Annotated in this window: 4 protein-coding genes and 1 pseudogene; 1 reads left to right on the top strand and 4 read right to left on the bottom strand. The window is 76.7% G+C overall.

Features of this window, described 5'->3' with window-relative positions; translation table 11 throughout:
* Positions 1-13: 13 nt before the first annotated feature.
* The 3 genes and pseudogenes from AB0399_RS30140 to AB0399_RS30130 form a co-directional block, all read right to left on the bottom strand.
* Positions 14-604: a flavin reductase family protein gene (locus AB0399_RS30140; protein WP_366413494.1), complete on the bottom strand. Its 591-nt coding sequence runs from the start codon at positions 602-604 to the stop codon at positions 14-16.
* 59 nt (positions 605-663) lie between these two features.
* Positions 664-1,995, bottom strand: a pseudogene (locus AB0399_RS30135) (beta-ketoacyl synthase N-terminal-like domain-containing protein); the annotation flags it as partial.
* 11 nt (positions 1,996-2,006) lie between these two features.
* Entirely contained in the window at positions 2,007-18,947 is a 16,941-nt protein-coding gene (locus tag AB0399_RS30130; protein ID WP_366413493.1) for an SDR family NAD(P)-dependent oxidoreductase, read from the bottom strand.
* A gap of 212 nt (positions 18,948-19,159) precedes the next feature.
* Here AB0399_RS30130 and AB0399_RS30125 point away from each other — a divergent pair, with 212 nt between their 5' ends.
* On the top strand, positions 19,160-20,716 hold the full coding sequence (locus AB0399_RS30125; RefSeq protein ID WP_329362527.1) for an AMP-binding protein: 1,557 nt from the start codon (positions 19,160-19,162) through the stop codon (positions 20,714-20,716).
* A 115-nt stretch (positions 20,717-20,831) separates the two neighbouring features.
* On the opposite strand, the gene AB0399_RS30120 is transcribed toward AB0399_RS30125, so the two are convergent.
* Positions 20,832-22,346 (bottom strand): AMP-binding protein, encoded by a 1,515-nt coding sequence (locus AB0399_RS30120; protein ID WP_366413492.1) that lies wholly within the window; start codon positions 22,344-22,346, stop codon positions 20,832-20,834.
* Between the last annotated feature and the right edge of the window lie 62 nt (positions 22,347-22,408).

The raw sequence follows: 22,408 nt of genomic DNA, 5'->3' as shown, positions 1-22,408 counted from the left end.
GGCCGCGGCCGCATCAGGGGGGTGCCGGGGTGACCCCTGGTCCGCTAGGGGCCATACCGCGGAAGGCGGAGCGGTAGAAGAGCAGGGGTTCCACGGGCGAATCGGCGATGTCCAGGGCCCGTACCCCGCCCACCACGATGCTGTGGTCGCCGCCCGGGTGGACGGCCTCGATGACGCACTCCACCCAGGCCACCGACCCGGCGATCCGGGGCGAGCCGGTGGCCGGGCCCGGGCTCCACTCGACGCCGGCGAACTTGTCGGCGCCGCTCACGGCGAAGGCCCGGCACAGCGCCTCCTGGTCCCGGCCGAGGACGTTGACGCAGAAGGCGCCGGAGGAGCGGATACGCGACCAGGAGGTGGAGTCGCGCGAGGCGGAGAAGACCACCAGGGGCGGGTCGAGGGAGAGCGATCCGAAGGACTGGCAGGTGAACCCGACCGGTTCGACGGCCGTCCGGCCGACCGGGGCCGGCCGGCCGCGGTCGGCGGCGGTGATGACGGTGACGCCGGTGCAGAAGAAGCCCAGGACCTGCCGGAACACGGCGGGGTCCGGCTGCGTCGCGGCGGTCGGCCCGGGGCGCTGCACGGAGGTGCGCGCTGTCGTCACCGCGCCACCTCCGCGCTGCCGGCGGGCGGCTGCTCCACGGTCAGGTGGGCGTTGTCGGGCGGCGGTTGCTCCACGATCAGGTGCGCGTTGGTGCCGCTGATGCCGAACGAGGAGACGGCGGCGCGGCGCGGCCGGCCGGTCTCGGGCCACGGCTCGGGCCGGGTCAGCAGCCGTACCGCGCCGGCGCCCCAGTCGACCTGCGGGGTGGGCTCGTCGACGTGCAGCGTCATCGGCAGCAGGCCGTGCCGGATCGCCTGGGTCATCTTGATGATGCCGGCGACCCCGGCGGCGGCCTGGGTGTGGCCGATGTTGGACTTGACCGAGCCGAGCCACAGCGGCCGGTCCTCGGGCCGGTCGCGGCCGTAGGTGGCCAGCAGGGCCTGCGCCTCGATCGGGTCGCCCAGCCGGGTGCCGGTGCCGTGCGCCTCGACGGCGTCCACGTCGTCGGGCCGCAGGCCGGCGGCGGTCAGGGTCTGCCGGATCAGGCGCTGCTGCGACGGGCCGTTGGGGACGGTGATGCCGCTGGAGGCGCCGTCCTGGTTGGTCGCCGAGGCGCGGATCACCGACAGTATCCGCCGGTTGTTGCGCAGCGCGTCCGACAGCCGCTCCAGCACCAGGACGCCGGCGCCCTCGCCCCAGCCGGTGCCGTCCGCGGAGGCGGCGAAGGACTTGCAGCGCCCGTCCGGGGACAGCCCGCGCTGCTTGCTGAAGTAGACGAACGTCTCCGGCGTCGACATCACCGTCACGCCGCCCGCCAGCGCCAGCGAGCACTCCCCGGTGCGCAGCGCGTGGCCGGCCAGGTGCGCGGTGACCAGCGAGGAGGAGCAGGCGGTGTCCACGGTGACGGCCGGCCCCTCCAGGCCGAGGGTGAACGCGACCCGGCCGCTGACCAGGCTGCCGCTGCCGTCGGCGCCGTCGTAGTCGTGGTACATCAGCCCGGCGAAGACCCCCGTCCGGCTGCCCTTGAGCGACAGCGGGTCGATCCGGGCGTTCTCGACGGCCTCCCAGGTCACTTCCAGCAGCACCCGTTGCTGCGGGTCCATCTCCTGGGCCTCGCGCGGGGAGATGCCGAACAGGTCGGCGTCGAAGTCGCCCGCCTGGTGCAGGAACCCGCCCTCACGGGTGACGCTCTTGCCCGGCGCCCCGGGCTCGGGGTCGTAGATGCCGGCGGTGTCCCAGCCGCGGTCGCCCGGGAAGAGGGTGACGGCGTCCCGGCCTTCGGCGACCAGCCGCCACAGCCCCTCGGGGGAGTCGGCGCCGCCCGGGTAGCGGCAGGCCATGCCGATGACCGCGATCGGTTCGGCGGCGGCCCTCGCCAGTTCCTCGTTGTGCTCGCGCAGGCGCTCGTTGTCGATCAGCGACTTGCGCAGCGCTTCGACTATCCGGTCCACTTCCATCTGGGTCAGCCTCCGGCTCGGTTCGACTCGGCTGCGGCGAGTGCGGTGCGGACCAGGTCGTCGACCGCCATGGTCTTGAGGGCGTCGGCGTCCGGCGCGGCGCCGGCGCCGTCTCCCGGCGCGGCCTCGGCCGCGGCCCCCGGCTGCGGCGGCCCGGTGAGGGTGAGCAGCCGCTCCAGCAGCCCGGACTCGCGCAGCCGTCCCACCGGGATGGCGAGCAGGGCCGTACGGACCGCCTCGTCGTCGAGGGCGGACTCGGCCGGGGCCTGCGGGATGTCGGGGAGGAGTTCGGCGAGCAGGAACTCGGCCAGCTCCGTCGGTGTCGGGTAGTCGAACATCAAGGTGGCCGGCAGCCGCAGGCCGGTCGCGGTGGCGAGCCGGTTGCGCAGTTCGATCGCGGCGAGCGAGTCCAGGCCCATCTCGGTGAAGCCCTTGCCGGGTTCGACCGCGGCGGGCTCGTCGTGCCGCACCACGGCGACGTGCTCGCGGACCAGGTCCAGCAGGTGGCGCTGCCGCTCCGTGTCGGTGGCGCCGGCCAGCCGCTCCGGCAGCGAGGGCCCCTCGGCGGCCGGTTCGCCCGCCGCCGGCGATGCCGCGGCGGACCGGACGCCGTCCGCGGACGGCAGCGCACGGGCCGGCGCGGGAAGGACGGCACGCAGCGCGCGGGGCACGTCGTCGGGTGAGAGGCCGCTGCCGGCCCGGGCCACCGGCAGGGGCACCAGCACCGGTTCGGCCAGCCGCATCGCCGCGTCGAACAGGGCCAGGCCCTCGGCGGGGCGGATCGGCGGCATGCCCATCCGCAGCAGGCGGCGGCCGACGGACTCGTCCGTGCGGGCCGCCATGCCGCCGCCGTCGGACTCCCACAGGTTCCACACCAGGGACGTCGCCGGGAGCCGTGCGGCCCTGCGGCGCCGGGCCAGCGCGTCGAGGAAGAGGTTGCCGACGGCGTAGTTGCCCTGGCCCGCGGAGTCCAGGAAGCCGGCCGCGGAGGAGAACAGCACGAACGCCGACAGGGGCAGGTCACGGGTCAGTTCGTGCAGGTTCCAGGCCGCGTCGACCTTCGGCCGCAGCACGGCCGCAAGCTTCCGCGGCGTCATCGAGCCGAGCAGGGCGTCGTCCAGGACGCCGGCCGCGTGGACCACGGCCGTCAGCGGGTGGTCGGCGGGCACCGCCGCCAGCAGCGCCGCGAGCGCGTCGCGGTCGGCGGCGTCGCACGCGGTCACCGTCACGTCGGCTCCCAGCGCGGCCAGTTCGGCCCGCAGGGCGTCCGCGCCGGGGGCGTCGGGCCCGCGCCGGCTGGTCAGCAGCAGGTGCCGCACGCCGTGTTCGGCGACCAGGTGCCGGGCGAAGAGCGGCCCCAGGCCGCCGGTCGCGCCGGTGACCAGCACGGTCCCGTCCGCGTCCCACGGCGACCCGGCTCCCGTCGGGGGCGCCGGCACCGGCTCCAGCCGCGGCACGAACACCCGGCTGCCGCGCACCGCCACCTCCGGTTCGCCGCCGGCGACGGCCCCGACCAGCGCCCGAACCGCCCGGTGCGAGCCGTCGAGGTCGGCGAGGACGACCCGGCCGGGGTGCTCCGCCTGCGCGGCGCGCACCAGGCCGCCCAGCGACGCCTGCGCCGGATCGACGGCGCCGCCGTCGAACGCGGCCGCGTGCCGGGTGGCGACCACCAGGACCGCGTCGGCCAGGACCGCGTGCCCGAACCACTCCTGAAGGAGGGTCAGGGTGCCTTCGGCCGCCTCCCGCACCGCCTGCGGGGTGTCGCCGGCGGACGCGGCACACGGCGCGACCACGGCCCGGGGCAGCGGCGCACCCGCCGTTACGGCGGCGGCCAGCGCGGACACGTCGGCGTACGAGGTCACCGCCGCGCCGAGCGCGTCCGTCCACGTCCCGTCGCCGCCGAGCACCGCCCAGCGGCCGGACGGCTCGGACCCGGCGGCCGGCTCCGTCTCCGCCCAGCCGGGCCGGAAGACCTGGTCGGCCGGCCCGGGTTCGGCCACGCCCGAGGCGGCGGCGACCTGCTCCGCGGTCACCGCGCGGACGGCCAGCGACTCCACCGTGGCCACCGGCCGGCCGGCGCCGTCGGCCAGTCGCAGCGCGACGGACTCCGAGCCGGCCGCCTCGTCCGAGGAGAGCCAGGTCAGGCGGACCCGCAGCCGGTCCGTGCCGTGCGCCCGAAGGCCGACCCCGCTCCAGGCGAAGGGCAGCGGGGAGCCGGCGGTGTCCCACGGGGTGCGTCCGGCGAGGAAGTCCGTGGCGCCCAGCGCGGCGTCCAGCAGCGCCGGATGCAGGCCGAACCCGGCGGCGTCCGCGGCGGCTTCGGCCGGCAGCGCGACCTCGGCGTAGACCTCCTTGTCCTGCCGCCACACCGCGCGCAGGCAGCGGAACATCGGCCCGTAGCGGTAGCCGCGTTCGGCCAGCGCGGGGTAGAGGCGGGCGATGTCGACCGGTTGGGCGCCGACCGGCGGCCACACCGCGAGGTCCTGATCGCCGGCCGCCGCGTCGCGAGCCGACAGCCGTCCCTGGGCGTGCCGGGTCCAGCCGCTGCCCGGGGCGGCGCTCTCGGCGAGGGAGTGGACCGTCAGCCGGCGCGTGCCGTCCTCCTCGGCCGCGCCGACCGCGACCTGTACGGCCACGCCGCCGCTCGCCGGCAGCGGGAGCAGCCGCTCGACGACGAGTTCGTCCAGCGTCGCGCAGCCCACCGCGCGCCCGGCCCGCAACGCCATCTCCACGAAGGCGGTGCCCGGCATCAGGGGCGTGCCCAGCACGTCGTGGTCGGCGAGCCAGGCGTGCGAGGCGAGCGAGACCCGGCCGGTGAGGACCGCTCCCCCGTCCTCCGGCGTCTCCAGCACCGCGCTGAGCAGCGGATGCCCGCCGGCGGCCTGCCCGAGCCGTGCCGGGTCGGCGGTCGCCGGGCCGCCGGTCGCCGGGGGCGCGGCCTCCGGTCCGGCGTCGAGCCAGAACCGCCGGGAGTGGAAGGCGTACGTGGGCAGGTCGACCCGGCGGGCGCCGGAACCGGCGTAGAAGGAGCGCCAGTCGACGGGGGTGCCGGCCGCGTGCAGCCGGGCGAGCGCGGCGACGAGACTGTGCGCCTCGTCGGTGTCCTTGCGCAGCGCCGCCACGACGACCGGCTCCGGGTCGGTGCCGGTACGGGTATCGGTGTCCGCGCCGTCCGCGAGGGTGGCCGCGGCCATCGCCGACAGCACCCCGCGCGGGCCCAGTTCGAGGTACCGGTCCACGCCCTGGGCGCGCAGGCAGCGCACCCCGTCGGCGAAGCGCACCGCCTCCCGTACATGGCGCACCCAGTACGCGGGGGTGTCCAGGGAGGTGGCGAGTTCCCCGGTCACGTTCGAGACGACCGGGACGGCCGGGGCGGCGTAGGTCAGGCCGGCGGCGACGGCGCCGAACTCGGCCAGCATGGGCTCCATCAGCGGCGAGTGGAAGGCGTGGCTGACGCGCAGGCGGCTCGTCCTGCGCCCGGCGGCCGCGAAGTGGCCGACGACGTCGGCGACCGCCTGCTCCGGCCCGGACACGACCACCGACGCCGGGTCGTTGACGGCGGCGATGCCGGCCGGGCCGGACAGGACCGCCGCCACCTCCTCCTCGGTGGCCTGGATCGCGGCCATCGCCCCGCCGGGCGGCAGCGCCTGCATGAGCCGTCCGCGGGCGGCGACCAGCGTCGCCGCGTCGGCGAGGGACAGCACCCCGGCGACGTGGGCGGCGGCCAGTTCGCCGACGGAGTGGCCGGCCAGGAAGTCCGGGCGCACCCCCCACGACTCCCACAGCCGGAACAGCGCCACCTCGACGGCGAACAGCGCGGGCTGGGCGTGGCCGGTCGCGTTCAGCGCCTCCTCGTCGTCGCCCCACATGACCTCGCGCAGCGGCCGGTCCAGGTGCCGGTCCAGTTCCGCGCAGACCGCGTCGAGCGCCGCCGCGAACACGGGGAACGCCTGGTGGGCGCGGCGGCCCATGCCGAGGTGCTGGGCGCCCTGGCCGGTGAAGACGAAGGCGGTGGCGCCCGCGGTCCGCACCGCGCCGGTGATCGCCTCGGCCGGCGCCTCGCCCGCGGCGACGGCGGCCAGCGCGCGCAGCGCCGCGTCCGGGTCGGTGGCGGGCAGCAGCAGCCGGTGGTCCAGCGCGGCCCTCGACGTGGCGAGGGAGAAGCCCGCGTCCAGCAGCGAGGGGGCGGCGGGGTCCGCGAGGTGCGCGGCGAGGCGGCGGGCCTGGCCCGGCAGGGCGTCGGCGGTCCGGGCGGACAGCAGCAGCGGGACCGGCGCGGTCCACGGCCGCGCGGAGCCCTCGCCGGGCGGCGGGACGTCCCGGTCGGCCGGGTCCTCCGGTGCGATGACGGCGGCCGTGTCGGTGGCGGCGGCCTCTTCGAGGATGACGTGCGCGTTGGTGCCGCTCAGCCCGAAGGAGGAGACGGCGGCGCGGCGCGGGTGGTCCGTCCCGGGCCACGCGCGGGCCTCGGTCAGCAGCTCGACGCCGCCGGCCCAGTCCACCTGCGGGGTGGACCGGTCGACGTGCAGGGTCCTGGGCATCAGGCGGTGCCGCAGCGCCATCACCGACTTGATGACGCCGCTGACGCCGGCGGCGGCCTGGGCGTGCCCGATGTTGGACTTGACGGAGCCGAGCCACGCCGGGCGGTCCGCTGCGCGGTCCTTGCCGTAGGTGGCCAGCAGGGCCTGCGCCTCGATCGGGTCGCCCAGCCGGGTGCCGGTGCCGTGGCCCTCGATCAGGTCCACGTCGGCGGCGGCCACACCGGACGCGGCCAGCGCCTGCCGGATCACCCGCTGCTGCGACGGTCCGCTCGGCGCGGTCAGGCCGTTGCTCGCGCCGTCCTGGTTGACCGCGGAGCCGCGGACCACGGCCAGGACGGGGTGGCCGTGGCGCCGGGCGTCGGAGAGGCGCTCGACCAGCAGCAGGCCGAGGCCCTCGGACCACGCGGTGCCGTCGGCGGCGGCGGCGAAGGGCTTGCAGCGGCCGTCGGCGGCGAGCCCGCGCTGGCGGCTGAACTCCACGAAGACCTCCGGCGTGGGCAGCACGGTGACCCCGCCGACCAGCGCCATGCCCACCTCGCCCTGGCGCAGCGCCTGGCAGGCGGTGTGCAAGGCGACGAGGGAGGAGGAGCACGCCGTGTCGACGGTGACCGCCGGCCCCTCCAGGCCGAGCGCGTAGGCGATCCGGCCGGAGGCGACGCTGCCGGCGCTGCCGTTGCCCAGGTACGGGAAGAGGTCGTCGGGCACGTCGCGCAGCCGGCTGGCGTACTCGTGGTACATCACGCCGACGTAGACCCCGGTGCGGCTGCCGCGGACGGACGACGGGTCGATGCCGGCCCGTTCGAACGCCTCCCACGCGCCGTGCAGCAGCAGGCGCTGCTGCGGGTCCATCGCGACGGCCTCGCGGGGCATGATGCCGAAGAGTTCGGGGTCGAACCCGGTCGCGTCGCGCAGGAAGCCGCCGCGCCGCACGTAGGTCTTCCCGGGCAGCCCGGGTTCGGGGTCGTAGATCGCGTCGGTGTCCCAGCCGCGGTCGGACGGGAAGTCGCCGATCGCGTCCACGCCGTCGGCGACCAGCCGCCACAGGTCCTCCGGGGTCTCCACGCCGCCGGGGAAGCGGCAGGCCATCGAGACGATCGCGATCGGCTCGTCGCCGGGCCGGTCCGCGGTGTCCGCGGCCACGGGTTCGGCGTCGGTGCCGGTGCCGGTCAGCCGGGCGAGCAGGTGGTCCGCGAGGGCCCGCACGTTGGGGTGGTCGAAGACGAGGGTGGCGGGCAGGGCGAGCCCGGTGCGCGTGCCGAGGCGGTTGCGCAGTTCGACCGCGGCCAGCGAGTCGAAGCCCAACTCGGTGAAGGCCCGGGACGGTTCGACCGCCGCCGCGGAGTCGTGCCCGAGCACGTCGGCGACCTCGGCGCGCACCAGGCCGAGCACGAAGCGGGCGCGGGCCTCGGGCGGCATGGCGGCGATCCGGTCGGCGGGCCCCGCCGCGCCCGCCGGGGCGTCGCCGGCGGCGCGCCTCGCCGGTCCCCGGACCAGGCCGCGCAGCAGGTGCGGTACGGAACCGGTGGGCGCCGCGGCGCGGGCCCGCAGCGCGGGCAGGTCCAGGCGCACCAGCAGCGGGGCCGGCTCGCCGGCCCGCAGGGCCCGGTCGAAGAGGTCGAGGCCGTCGGTGTCGGCGAGCGGCGGAAAGCCCTCCCTGCGCATCCGCCGGACCTCGGCCTCGGCCAGCCGCCCGCCCATCCCGGCCGCGTGGGCCCACAGGCCCCACGCCATCGACACGGCGGGCAGTCCCGCGGCGGCGCGCTGCCGGGCGAGCGCGTCCAGGAAGACGTTGGCGGCGGCGTAGTTGGCCTGGCCGGCGGCGCCGAGGGTGCCGGCGGCGGAGGAGAACAGGACGAACGCGCGCAGCGGGGTGTCCCGGGTCAGCTCGTGCAGGTGCCAGGCGGCGTCGGCCTTCGCGGCGAGCACCCGGTCGAGGCGCGCGGGCGTCAGCGTGCCGACCAGGCCGTCGTCGAGCACCCCGGCGGCGTGCACCACGGCGGTCAGCGGGTGCTCGGCGGGGACGGCGGCGAGCAGACCGGCCAGGGCCCGGCGGTCCGACACGTCGCAGGCGGCGACGGTGACGTGCGCGCCCAGCCCGGCCAGTTCCTCGTGCAGCGCGGTGGCTCCGGGGGCGGCGGCGCCACGCCGGCCGGCCAGCAGCAGGTGGCGCACGCCGTGTTCGGCGACCAGGTGCCGGGCGAGGAGGGCGCCGAGCCCGCCGGTGCCGCCGGTGACCAGGACGGTCCCCCGCGGGTCGAGGACCACGCCGGCGGTCTCGTCGCCCGCGCCGGCCGCGGCCCGGGCGAGCCGCGGCACGTGGACGGCGCCGTCGCGCAGCGCCGTCTCGGGCTCGCCCGAGACGGCCGCGGCGGCGAGCGCCCGGTCCGAGGCCGCCGTGCCGTCGGTGTCCACCAGGACGAACCGGCCCGGGTGTTCGGCCTGCGCGGCCCGCACCAGGCCCCACACCGGGGCCTGGACGAGGTCGCCGGGGGCGTCGCCCGCGCCTATGGTCACCGCCGCGGAGGTCGTCACGGCCAGCCGTGTCGAGGTGAGCCGGTCGTCGGCGAGCCAGGCGTTCACCGCGTCCAGCGCGGTCCCGCAGGTCGCCCGCAGTGCCTCGGTCACCGCCACCGGCCCGGGGCCGGCCGGCACCGGTATCGACGCTTGCGTCGGCAGCACGGCGAGGTCCGGTGCGGGCGCCCCCGCGTCGAGTGCGGCCAGCAGCGCCGCGATGTCGGCGTACCGCTCGGCCGTGGCGGCGAACGGCGCGTCGCCGAGGAGCGCGACGCGGGGGGCGGTCGGGCCCGCCGCGACCGTGAGCGGTGTCCACTCCACGCGCAGCACGGGGTCCGGCGCGTCCGTGCCGCGGGCGCCGAGCCGGTCCGCGGTGACCGGCCGGGCCACCAGGGACTCGACCGTGGCGACCGGCTGCCCGGCGGCGTCCGCGAGGTCCAGGGCCGTGGCGTCCGCGCCGCCGGCCGGGCGCAGCCGCACCCTCAGCGCGCGGGCACCCGAGGCGTGCAGGGTGACGCCGCGCCAGGAGAACGGCATGAGGGTGCCGTCGCCGTCCGCCTCGCCGTCGCGGGGAAGGAAGTCCACGTGCGAGGCGGCGTCCAGCAGCGCCGGGTGGAGGCCGAAGCGGGCGGCGTCGGCCAGCGCGTCCTGGGGCGGTTCCACCTCGGCGTACCACGTGTCGTCCGCGCGCCAGGCAGCCTTGAGCCCCTGGAAGGCCGGGCCGTAGGCGTAACCGCGGTCCACGAGGCGTTCGTAGAGGCCGGCGACGTCCACCGGCACGGCTCCGGCGGGCGGCCACGGCCCGGCCTCGGGGGCGGGGGCGGGCAGCGCCGGTACGACGGTCCCCTCGGCGTGCAGCACCCACGGCGCGTCACCGTCCGGGCCTTCGGGGCGGGCGTGGACCCGCACCGTCCGGCCGCCGGAGTCCTGGCGGGCGCCGACGACCACCTGGACCGCGACGCCGCCGCTTTCCGGCAGGAGCAGCGGGGCGTGCAGCGTCAGTTCCTCGACGCGGCCGCAGCCGAACTCGTCGCCGGCGCGGACCGCCATCTCCACGAAGGCGGTGCCCGGCAGCAGGCAGCCGCCCAGCACTCCGTGGTCGGCCAGCCAGGGGTGCGTGGCGGTCGACAGCCGGCCGGTGAGCACCGCGCCGTCCCCGTCGGGGGCGGTGAGCACCGCGCCCAGCAGCGGGTGGTCCACCGTGCCGAGCCCGACCGACGACACGTCGCCGGCGGGCCGGCCGGCGTCCAGCCAGAAGCGGCGCCGCTGGAAGGCGTAGGTGGGCAGGTCGAGCGGGCGGTCCCGGACCCCGGCGAAGAAGGCGTGCCAGTCGACCGTCGTGCCGCGGGAGTGGAGGCGGCCGACTCCGAGGGCCAGTTCGGCGGCCTCGGGACGGCCGCGGTGCAGGAGCGGCACGAAGTCGGTGTCGGGGTCGTCGCCGGTGTTCTGCGGGCCGAGGACGCTGAGCACCGCGTCCGGGCCGATCTCGACGAACGTCGTCACCCCTCGGGACCGCAGGTGGCGCACCGCGTCGGCGAACCGTACGGTCTCGCGGACGTGGCGCACCCAGTACCCGGGCGTGGCGAGGTCGTCGGTGGGGGCGCCGGTCACGGTGGAGACGATCGGCACCGTGGCGGGGGCGTACGCCAGGCTGCCGGCGATCCGGGCGAACTCCGCCACCACCGGTTCCATCAGCGGCGAGTGGAAGGCGTGGCTGACGTGCAGCCCGGTGATCCTGCGGCCGTCGGCGGCCAGGCGGGCGGTGATGGCCGCGACCTCCTGCTCGACGCCGGAGAGCACCACCGAGGCCGGCGCGTTCACCGCGGCGAGCCCCACGCCCGGCGTGAGCAGCGGGCGCACGTCCCGCTCGCCGGCCTGTACGGCGACCATCACCCCGCCCACCGGCAGGGCCTGCATCAGCCGGCCGCGCGCCGCGACCAGCCGCGCGGCGTCGGCCGGCGTCCACACGCCGGCGACGTAGGCGGCGGCCAGCTCGCCGACGGAGTGCCCGGCGAGGTAGTCCGGCCGCACCCCCCAGGACTCCAGCAGCCGGAAGAGGGCCACCTCGACGGCGAACAGGGCGGGTTGGGCGTACGCGGTCGTGTTCAGGTCGGTGGCGTCGGTGTCCCGGAGGACCTCCGCCAGCGGGCGTTCCAGGTGCTCGTCGAGGGCGGCGGCGATCTCGTCGAAGGCTGCGGCGAAGACGGGGTGGCGTTCATACAACTCCCGTCCCATGCCCGCGTGTTGGGCGCCCTGGCCGGTGAACAGGAAGGCGACCTTGCCGGTGACGGGTGTGGCGGTGGCCGTGTGCGGCGCCGTGGCGCCGTCCGCCACGGCGCGCAGGCCGCTGACGATCTGCGCGCGGTCCGCGCCGACGACCGCGGCGCGGTGTTCCAGGGCGGCGCGGCCGGTGGCCAGAGTGCGGGCGATCGGGCCGAGCAGGTCGTCGGCCCCGGTGTACGGGACCTCGCCCGTGGTCGGGTCCGGGGTCTCGCCCGTGGTCGTGTCCGGGACCTCGCCCGCGTTCGTGTCCGGGGTCTCGCCCGGGGTCGGGTCCTCGCCCGGCCCGGTGTTCGTGTCGAGCCAGGAGAGCAGGTGGGCGGCCTGCGCCCGCAGCGCCTGCGGGGTGTGGCCGGACAGCAGCCAGGGAAGCGCGCCGCCCGCGGCACGGGATGTGCCGTCCGTGTCGCCGCCTCCGTCGGGAGCCGCGACGGCCGCGGCCACGTCCTCGGCCGCCGGGACGTGTTCGAGGATCACGTGCGCGTTGGTGCCGCTGATGCCGAAGGAGGAGACGCCGGCCCGGCGGGGCCGGCGGTGTTCCGGCCACGGGCGGGACTCGGTGAGCAGTTCCACGGTGCCGGCCGACCAGTCGACCTGCGGCGAGGGCGCGTCGACGTGCAGGGTCCTGGGCAGTTCGGCGTGGCGCATCGCCATCACCGTCTTGATGACGCCTGCCACGCCCGCGGCGGCCTGCGTGTGGCCGAGGTTGGACTTCACCGAGCCGACCAGCAGCGGCGTGCCGTCCTCGGGACGCTGCTCGCCGTAGGTGGCGATCAGCGCCTGGGCCTCGATCGGGTCGCCGAGGGTGGTGCCGGTGCCGTGCGCCTCCACGGCGTCGATGTCGGCCGGCGACAGTCCGGCCTTGGCGAGCGCCTGGTGGATGACGCGCTGCTGCGAGGGGCCGTTGGGGGCGGTCAGGCCGTTGCTCGCGCCGTCCTGGTTGACCGCCGAGCCGCGGACGACTGCCAGCACCCGGTGCCCGTTGGCCCGCGCGTCCGACAGCCGTTCCAGCAGGAGCACGCCGGCGCCCTCGCCCCACCCGGTGCCGTCGGCCGCGGCGGCGAAGGACTTGCAGCGGCCGTCGGGCGCCAGGCCGCGCTGCCGGTTCATGTCGACGAAGGTGTCCGGTGTCGACATCACGGTGACCCCGCCGGCCAGGGCGAGGGTGCACTCGCCCTGGTGGAGTGCTTGGGCCGCCCAGTGCAGCGCCACGAGCGAGGAGGAGCAGGCGGTGTCCACGGTCACCGCGGGGCCCTCCAGGCCGAGGGTGTAGGCGACCCGGCCGGAGACGACGCTCGCCAGGCCGCCGTTGCCCAGGTACCCGGCGACGTCCTCGGGCACGTCGCCCATCCGGGCCGCCCAGTCGTGGTACATGACGCCGGCGAAGACCCCGGTCGGCGTGCCTTGCGCGGCGTGCGGGTCGATGCCGGCCCGCTCGAAGACCTCCCAGGACAGCTCCAGCAGCAGCCGCTGCTGCGGGTCCATCGCCTGCGCCTCGCGCGGGCTGACGCCGAAGAAGTCCGGGTCGAAGTCGGCGGCGTCGTAGAGGAACCCGCCCTCGCGGGTGGAGGTCCTGCCGGGCTTGCCCGGCTCGGGGTCGTAGAGCGCCTCGACGTCCCAGCCGCGGTCGTCGGGGAAGGACGACACGGCGTCGGCGCCGTCGGCCACCAGCCGCCACAGCTCCTCAGGGGAGCGGACGCCGCCGGGGTAGCGGCAGCTCATGGCGATGATGGCGATCGGCTCTTCGGGGTCGGCGGGGGCGCCGGGAAGGACGGTGGCCGCGGTGGCGGCGCCGTCGAAGAGCTTGGCCACCATGTGCTCGGCCACGGCCCGCGGTGTCGGGTGGTCGAAGACGAGCGTGGCGGTCAGCCGCAGCCCGGTCGCCGCGTTGAGCCGGTTGCGCAGTTCGACCGCGGCCAGCGAGTCGAAGCCGATCTCGTTGAAGGCCCGCTTGGCGTCGATGTCCTGCGGCCCGCTGTGCCCCAGGACGTCGGCCGCCTGGGCGCGCACCAGGTCCAGCAGGGCGGCGACCCGGTCGGCCTCGGGCAGGGCGGCGATCTGGCGGGCCAGTGACCGCTCGGCGGCGACCGCGCCGCCCTCGCCCGGCCCGCCCTCGGCCGCCGCGGTGCGCCGGGCCGGTGCCCGTACCAGGCCGCGCAGCACGTGCGGCACGCCGTCCGGCCGCTCGCGCAGCGCGCGGGAGTTCACCCGCAGCGGCACGGCGTACGGCTCGCCGGTGCGGACCGCGGTGTCGAGCCGGGCCAGGTTCTCCGCCACCGTCAGGGGTTCGACGCCGAGCCGGGCGATGCGCCGCAGGGCGGCGGCGTCCAGCGCGGCGCCCATGCCGGCGTCGCCGGGCCACAGGCCCCAGGCGATGGCGGTGGCGGGCAGGCCGGCTGCCCGGCGGTGGGCGGCCAGGGCGTCGAGGAAGACGTTGGCGGCCGCGTAGTTGGCCTGTCCGGCGCCGTCGAGGAAACCGGCCGCCGAGGAGTAGAGCACGAAGGCGGACAGGTCGAGGTCACGGGTGAGTTCGTGCAGGTGCCAGGCCGCGTCCGCTTTGGGGCGCAGCACGGTGTCCACGCGCTCGGGGGTCATGGCGGCGAACAGGCCGTCGTCGATGACGCCCGCGGTGTGCAGCACGGCCCTGAGCGGACGGTCCGCCGGGATGGCGGCCAGCAGGTCGGCGAGGGCCCGCCGGTCGCCCACGTCGCAGGCGCGGATCGTGACGGTCGCGCCGGCCGCGGTCAGTTCCTCGCTCAACTCCTTTGCACCGGGGGCCTGTTCGCCGCGGCGGCCGGCGAGCAGCAGGTGGCGCACGCCGTGCTCGGTGACCAGGCTGCGGGCGGCCAGCGCGCCGAGCCCGCCGGTGCCGCCGGTGATGAGCACGGTGCCGTCGGCCGGCCAGGGCGAGGGCGCGTCCGGGTCGGGCCGCGGCCCGGCGGCGAGCCGCGGCGCCAGCAGGAGGTCGCCGCGCAGGGCGAGTTCGGGTTCGCCGGTGGCGACGGCGCCGGGTATGGCCTCGGGCCCGGTGTCCTCGCCGAGGTCGAGCAGCACGATCCGGCCGGGGTGTTCGGCCTGCGCGGAGCGCAGCAGCCCCCACAGCGACGCCTGGGCGAGGTCGGCCTCCTCCCCCGGGCCGGCGGCGGTCGCGCCGCGGGTGACCACCACCAGGCGGGACGCGGCGGGGTGATCGGCCGCAAGCCACGGGCCGATCCGCTCCAGCGCCCAGGAGGTGACCGCCCGTACGGCCTGCGGGACCGGACCCGGCGGCGTCGCGGGGACCGCGAACACCACCGCCCCGGGCACCGCCCCGGGCACCGCCCCGGGCACCGCCCCGGACACCGCCCCGGCCGCCTCGCCGGACAGCCCGTCCGGGCCGTCGGCGGGTCGCGCGCCGAGCGCGGCTGCCAGCCCGAGCGGGTCGGGCCCGGCGCACACCCACCCGGGGGTCGCCCGCGACGGGCCGGCGGGGACGGCGGTCCACTCGACGCGCAGCGGCACGTCGGCGCCCGCCCCGGCCAACTGCGCGGAGTCGACGGCCCGTTGGGCGAAACCCTCGACGGTGGCGACGGGCCGCCCCTGCGCGTCGGAGAGCCGCAGCGACAGCGTGTCGGTGCCGGCGGGCGTGATCCGCACCCGCAGGAAGGACGCGCCGGCGGCGTGCAGCGTCACTCCGGACCAGGCGAACGGCAGCCGGAGCCGCGCCTTCTCCTCCTCCGGCGCGAGCAGGTCGGCGGTGTGCAGGGCCGCGTCGAGCAGGGCCGGGTGCAGCCCGAACACCGCCGCGTCGCCCGCGGCTTCGGGGAGTACGACCTCGGCGAGGATCTCCGCGCCGTGCTGCCAGGCGGCGCGCACCGCCTGGAACGCGGGCCCGTAGGCGTACCCGTGGTCGGCCAGGTCGTCGTAGAGGCCGCTCACGTCGAGCGGTCGCGCGCCCTCAGGGGGCCATGGCGCCGCGGCGGGTGTTCCGGCGGCCGTTGCTCCGGCGGGCGTGCGGGAGCTGAGCGCCGGGGAGTCGGGCGCCGGGGAGTCAGGTGCCGGGGAGTCGGTCGCCGACGACCCGGGGGCCAGGACGCCTTCGGCGTGCCGGACCCATGGGGCGTCCGGCGGCGCGTGCTCCGGGCGCGAGTGGACCGCGACCGCGCGGCGGCCGGCCGCGTCGGGTTCGCCGACCACGACCTGCAACGCGGCGGCGCCGCTGTCGGGCAGCACCAGCGGGCTGTGCAGCGTCAGTTCCTCGACCGTCCCGCAGCCGGCCTCGTCGCCGGCCCGGACCGCGAGCTCCACGAAGGCCGTGCCGGGGACGAGGCGGACACCGCCGATCACGTGGTCGGCGAGCCAGGGGTGCGAGTGCGGGGACACCCGTCCGGTCAGCACGGTGCCCGTGCCGCCGGCCAGCCGCAGCACCGCGCCGAGCAGCGGGTGCCCGGCGGGGATCTGGCCCAGGCCCGAGGCGTCGGTGCCGTGCCGGGCGGCATCGGTCAGCCAGTACGGGCGGGTCTGGAACGGGTAGGTCGGAAGGTCCACCCGCCGCGCGTCGCGCCCGGCGTAGCAGGCGGCCCAGTCCACCGGGACGCCGCGGGTGTGGGCCAGCGCGACCGCCGACAGCACCTCGCGCGCCTCGTCGCGGTCACGGCGCAGCACCGGCGCGAAGACCGGCGCGGCACCGTCGCCGTCGCTGCCATCGTCGGCGGCGTCGTCGTCGGCGTCCGCCGCGCGGTCCCGTGCCATCGCCGACAGCACGCCGTCCGGGCCGAGTTCGAGGCAGGTGCGCACCCCGGCGCCGTCGAGGGAGCCGAGCACGTCGTCGAAGCGGACCGTGCGCCGGACGTGCTCGACCCAGTACTCCGGGTCGCACAGCTCCTCGGCGGTGGCCAGGCGGCCGTGGACCGCGGAGACGACGGGCGTAGCCGGCGGGTGGTAGGACAGGACGCCGGCGACGCGCCGGAACTCCGCGAGCACGGGCTCCATGAGCGGCGAGTGGAAGGCGTGGCTGACCCGCAGCCGCCGGGTGCGCCGGCCCTGGTCGGCGAGTTGCCGCACGAGGGCCTGGACAGTGTCCTCCTCGCCGGAAAGCACCACTGCCCGAGGGCCGTTGACGGCGGCCAGGCCCACCCGGTCGGCGGCACCGGGCAGTTCGGCGACCAGCCGCAGCGCCTCCTCCTCGGTGGCCTCCACCGCGGCCATCGCGCCGCCCGCGGGCAGCGCCCCCATCAGCCGGCCGCGCGCGGCCACCAGGGTGGCGGCGTCCTCCAGCGACAGCACGCCCGCCACGTGGGCGGCGGCCAGTTCGCCGACGGAGTGCCCGGCCAGGTAGTCCGGGCGCACCCCCCAGGACTCCAGCAGCCGGAAGAGCGCCACCTCGACGGCGAACAGGGCCGCCTGGGCGTAGGAGGTGTGGTCGAGGAGCGCTGCGTGCGGGGAGTCCGGCGCGGCGAACAGGACGTCCCACAGCGAGTGTTCGAGCTGGAGGTCGAGGTGGCCGATGGCGTCGGCCAGCGCGTCGGCGAAGACCGGGTACTCCCTGTAGAGCGTGCGGCCCATGGCCGGCCGCTGGCTGCCCTGTCCGGTGAACAGGAAGGCGAGCCGCCCGTGTTGCGGCTGCGCGCGCACCGTGCCGGGGGCGTCCTCGCCGGCGGCGAGCGCCCGCAGGGCGTCGGCCAGGGCGTCGCGGTCCTCGGCGACGACGACCGACCGGTGGGAGAGCGCGGCGCGGCCGGCGGCGAGGGAGAGCCCGATGTCGGCGAGCCTGTCCGCGGGTTGCCGCGCGAGGTGCTCCAGCAGCCGGCCGGCGTGCTCCCGCAGGGCCGGCGTGCTCTTGGCGGACAGCACCACCGGCAGTGGCGGCCGCGCCGCGGTGGCCGGTACGAGCGGCGCGTCCGCGCGGGCGCTGTCGGCGCCGGTCTGCCCGGGGGCGGCGGGCCGTTCCTCCCGCGTGCCGAAGGTCCCGGCGGGCGGCTGCTCGAGGATGACGTGGGCGTTGGTGCCGCTGACGCCGAACGCGGAGACCGCGGCCCGGCGCGGGGCGTCGCCGGTGTCCCACGGCCGGGCCTCGGTGAGCAGGCGGACGCCTCCGGCGGACCAGTCGACGTGCGGGCTGGGCCGGTCCACGTGCAGGGTGGCGGGCAGCCGCCCGTGCCGCATGGCCATCACCATCTTGATGACGCCGGCGGTGCCCGCGGCCGCCTGGGTGTGGCCGAAGTTGGACTTGATCGAGCCGAGCCACGCCGGGCGGTCGGCGGCGCGGTCCCGGCCGTAGGCGGCCAGCAGCGCGTGCGCCTCGATGGGGTCGCCGAGCGTGGTGCCGGTGCCGTGCGCCTCCACGGCGTCGACCTGGCCGGCGTCGAGCCCGGCGGCGGCCAGCGCCTGCCGGATGACGCGCTGCTGCGCCAGGCCGTTGGGGGCGGTCAGGCCGTTGCTCGCGCCGTCCTGGTTGACGGCCGAGCCGCGGATCACGGCACGCACCGGGTGGCCGAGGCGGACGGCGTCGGAAAGCCGCTCCAGCACCAGGATGCCGACGCCCTCGGCCCAGGCGGTGCCGTCGGCCGCGGCGGCGAAGGGCTTGCACACGCCGTCGGGCGCCAGGCCGCGCTGCCGGCTGAAGGCGGTGAAGACGCCGGGGCTGCCCATGACGGCCACCCCGCCGCTCAGCGCCATCGAGCACTCGCCGCGTTGCAGGGCGGACAGTGCGAGGTGGAGGGCGACCAGGGAGCCGGAGCAGGCGGTGTCGACGGTGAGGGTGGGCCCTTGCAGGCCGAGCGCGTACGCGACCCGGCCGGACACGACGCTGGGCGAGTTGCCGGTCAGCAGGTATCCGTCGAGCCCGTCGGGCGCTTCGTGCAGCCGCGTGCCGTACTCCTGCGGTTCGGCCGCGACGAAGACGCCGCAGTCGTCGCCGCGCAGTCCCAGCGCGTCGATGCCGGCGTGCTCCAGCGCCTCCCACGCGGTCTGGAGCACCAGCCGCTGCTGCGGGTCCATCGCCGACGCCTCGCGCGGCCCGATCCCGAAGAACTCCGCGTCGAAGTGGGCGGCGTCGGCGAGGAATCCGCCGTGCCGGACGTAGGTGGTGCCGGGGGCGTCGGGGTCCGGGTCGTACAGGGCCGCCAGGTCCCAGCCGCGGTCCTCGGGGAACGGGGTCAGCACGTGCCGGCCGTCGTCCACCAGCCGCCACAGGTCCTCCGGGGAGCGCACCCCGCCCGGGAAGCGGCAGCCGATGCCGACGATGGCGACGGCCTCCCCCGGCCCCGACGTGACCGGCCCGGTCGCGGCCGAACGGGCCGCGGCCGACGGGCTCGTGGCGGCGGCCGGGTCGTCGCCGAGCCCGAGGAGTTCGCGGCGCAGGTGCGCGGCGAGGGCGTCCGGCGTCGGATGGTCGAAGACGGCGGTCGGCGGCAGGGAGAGACCGGTGGCCGTGTTGACCAGCAGATGGAGTGCGACCAGGCCGAGCGAGTCCAGGCCCTGCTCGCGGAACGGGCGCTGCGCCGCCACGGTGGCCGGCGCCTCGGCGTCGGACCGCCGCAGCACCGTCAGCATCTGCTCGGACACCACGTCGAGCAGCATCCTGGTCTGCTCCGTCGCGGGCAGCCCCTCCAGCGCGCGGGCGAACGCCATTCGTTTCCCCTCACCCAATATGTGCAATGCGGCCGTATTCATGAGCACGGTGGGACCCAAAACGCGCTTGAGCGTACTGCGCCGACCATTGCCGTCCCCACCCCTATTCGGTCCCCCTAGCCGCCCGCCGGGTTCGGCGGACCGCCCGGACGCACCCCTAGCTTTCCGCCGGGCCGGGACGGCTCGGAACCGCCCTGGCCTACGCTGCCGCAATGCTGCTTCATGAATTCATGTTGAGCGCCGCGCGGTCGACTCCGGACCGACCCGCCGTCATGGAATTCGACGGGCCGGACGGTGCGGTTACCACCTCATTTCGCCGACTGGAGTCCCTGGTAAGGGAATACGCGAATTCCCTGGCTGATCTGTCCATCGGTGTCGGGGACCGGGTGGTGCTGGAGTCCGATACCTCCGCCGCCGCCATCGCGGCCTTCCTCGCCTGTTCGACGGTGGGCGCCGCGTTCATCCCGGTGAGCCCGCAGACCCCGCCGGCGCGGCTCGCCGCCATCATCGACACCGCGCGGCCCGCCCTGCACCTGCGGGCGGCGCCCGCTCCGCGGGAGGGGCTGCCGGCCGATCTCGGCACCGCCAGGTTCGGGCCCGGCGGGCTGGTCGTCGAGCGGATGCCGGCCCGGCGCCCGCGCCGACGCCAGGTGGCGGTGGAGACCGACACCGCCTACATGATCTTCACGTCGGGCACCACCGGGCGCCCGAAGGGCGTGGTGATGAGCCACCGCGGCGTCACCTCCTTCTACCGCGGCATGCTGGCGGAGCGGCTGATCACCGCTGACGACCGCGTGGCCACCACCTCGCCGCTGCAGTTCGACTTCTCGCTGCTGGACATCGGTCTGGCGCTCGGCACCGGGGCGACCCTGGTGCCGGTGCCGCGGGCGGTACTGCACTTCCCCCGGCGGTTCCTGGGGCTGCTGCGGGAGGCCGAGGTCACCCACGTCGACGGCGTGCCGTCGATCTGGCGGCCCGTGCTCACCCACGAGCCCGAGGAACTGGCCGCGTTGGAGCACCTGGCGAGCATCCTGTTCTGCGGTGAGATGTTCCCGCTGCCCGAGCTGCGCGCGCTCCAGCGGCTGCGGCCCACCATCCGGATCATCAACTGCTACGGCGCCACCGAGTCGATGGCGTCGTCCTTCGCCGACGTGCCCAACCCGCTCCCGGAGGACACGCGGGAGCTGTCGATCGGATTCGCCCACCCCGGTGCCGAGATGCTCGTCCTCGACGAGTCGGGGCAGCCGGTGGACGGGCCCGGCGTGCTGGGCGAGATCCACCTCTACAGCCCGGCGCTGTTCACCGGCTACTGGGATGACCCGCAGGCCACCCGCGCCGCGCTCGTGCCCGACCCGCTCGAACCGGCCTCCGGCAGGCTCGTGTTGCGCACCGGCGACCTGGGCTACCTCGGGCCCGGGGGCGAGGTGCACTTCTGCGGGCGCAAGGACTCGCAGGTGCAGATCCGCGGCAACCGGGTCGAGCTGGACGAGGTCGAGCGCCGGATTCTGGAGTTCCCCGGCATCACCGCGGCCACGGTGCTGGCGCATCCGCTGGACGGCGGGGAACTCGCGCTGCACGCGTTCGTGGTCGCCGCCTCGGACGCGGCGCCGTTCGGCGAGACGGAGGTCGCGGTCTTCTGCAAGCAGGCCCTGCCCGCCTACATGGCCCCCGCGCGCATCCGGATCGTGGACCGGCTGCCGATCACCGCCAACGGCAAGGTCGACAAGGCGGCGCTGGCCGAGCGGTACGCGGCGGCGCCGGTCCGCTGAGCAGAGGACAGAGCAACGCGCCCGGCCCGCCCGATACGAACATCGGGCGGGCCGGGCTTGTCGGAGAGGGTGGAGAGGGTGGCGGCGGGTCTGCCGGCCGGGGCCCCGCGGGGCGTCAGTCCGGGCGTACGGCCTGACCCGCCAGGTGCCTGCGGTCGATCTTCCGGTTGGCGTTGAGCGGGAACTCCGCCAGGTGGTGGTACTCCCGGGGCAGCATCCCCTTCGGCAGCACCTCCCGCATCCGGCGGGCCAACACGGCCGGCGCGGTGGGCACTCCGGTGTAGAAGACGACCAGTTCGGTGCCGTCCTCGGTGCTCCTCGGCACCACGACCGCGTCCTCCACGCCGTCGCAGGTGCGTGCCGCGGCCTCCACCTCGGCCAGCTCCACCCGCCAGCCCTGCACCTGCACCTGGGCGTCCAGCCGCCCGAGGTAGGCCAGTTCGCCGCCGTCCAGCCGCCGCACCCGGTCGCCGGTGCGGTACCAGACGGCTCCGGCGCGTTCCAGGAACCGCCCCTCGCCGTCCCGCGGATCGAGGTAGCCGGGGGTGGTCTGCGGCCCGCAGACGCACAGTTCGCCCTCGGTCGGGTCGACGCCGCCGTCGGGCCCGAGCAGCAGGTGGTCGTGGCCGGCGTGCACCGCTCCGATCGGCACCAGGCCGTTGACGCAGCGGGCCGGCGAGCGCTCGGGGTCCCAGCGGTGGCCGGCGATGGTGATGGTCAGTTCGGTCGGTCCGTAGATGTTCTCCAGCGTCGAACGGGAGGCGGCCCGCTGCCACTCCTCGGCGTCCGCCTGGCGCAGGGCCTCGCCCGCGAACAGGCTCCAGCGCAGCGTCGGCATCGAGTCCGCGACGAGGCCGCTCAGCCGCCGGCTGAGGGCGACCACGCTCGGTGTGGAGAACCAGACGGTCATCCCGCACTCCGTGAGGAAGTCCGGCAGGTCGCGGTAGGCGAGCGGCGGGATGGCCTGCACCCGGGCCCCGGCTCCCCAGGCGCAGAACAGGTCGAACATCGCGCAGTCGAAGTTGAGGTCGAAGGTCTGCGAGAAGACGTCGGTCTCGGTGAAGTCGTAGCGCCGGTCCATCAGTCCGAAGTAGTGGGCGGTGTTGGCGTGGGTGATCGGCACGCCCTTGGGCCGGCCCGTCGACCCCGAGGTGAACAGCACGTACGCGGTGTCGTCCGGGGCGACCGGGCGCGGCGCGGCCAGGCCCGCCGCGCGGCCGGCCGGCCCGCGGGCCGCGGCGGCCGGCACCGCCGGCAGGTCCAGGCCGGTGGCGGCCAGCGTCGCCAGGCCCTGCTCGTCGGCCAGGACCACCGACACCCCGGCGGCGCGCAGCATCTCGCGGGTGCGCTCCACCGGGAACTCCGCGTGCAGCGGTACGACCGCGGCGCCGGTGTAGAGCGCGGCCAGGACGGCGAGGTAGGCGTCGGTGCTGCGGCCGGTCAGCACGCCGACGGCGCGCGGCGGCGGCGTGGCGGCGGCCAGCGCGGCGCCGGACCACCGCAGCGCCGTCTCGTGGGCCTCCTCGTAGCTGACGGTCCGGGTGCCGACCCGCAGCGCGGGGCGCCGCGGAAATGCGCGCAGCCCACGGAGGAATCGCGCGTACAGGGCGTGCTCGGCGATGGAGTCCATTCTCGCTCCCGGTCACAGGGAATAGGGGGTGGCAAGGGTTGCCCGCAGTCGTCCCGGGCTTT

It is taken from the genome of Streptomyces sp. NPDC088194, assembly GCF_040702025.1.
In the GTDB taxonomy this organism is placed as follows: Bacteria; Actinomycetota; Actinomycetes; order Streptomycetales; family Streptomycetaceae; genus Actinacidiphila.
The sequence above is the reverse complement of the archived record's forward strand: the minus strand, read 5'-3'. Positions and strand labels throughout refer to the sequence as shown.

What these genes read in the sequence shown, in the direction of transcription:
- AB0399_RS30130 (WP_366413493.1), bottom strand. Translation starts at nt 18,947, where the DNA reads ATGGCGTTCGCCCGCGCGCTGGAGGGGCTGCCCGCGACGGAGCAGACC.
- AB0399_RS30125 (WP_329362527.1), top strand. Translation starts at nt 19,160, where the DNA reads ATGCTGCTTCATGAATTCATGTTGAGCGCCGCGCGGTCGACTCCGGAC.
- AB0399_RS30120 (WP_366413492.1), bottom strand. Translation starts at nt 22,346, where the DNA reads ATGGACTCCATCGCCGAGCACGCCCTGTACGCGCGATTCCTCCGTGGG.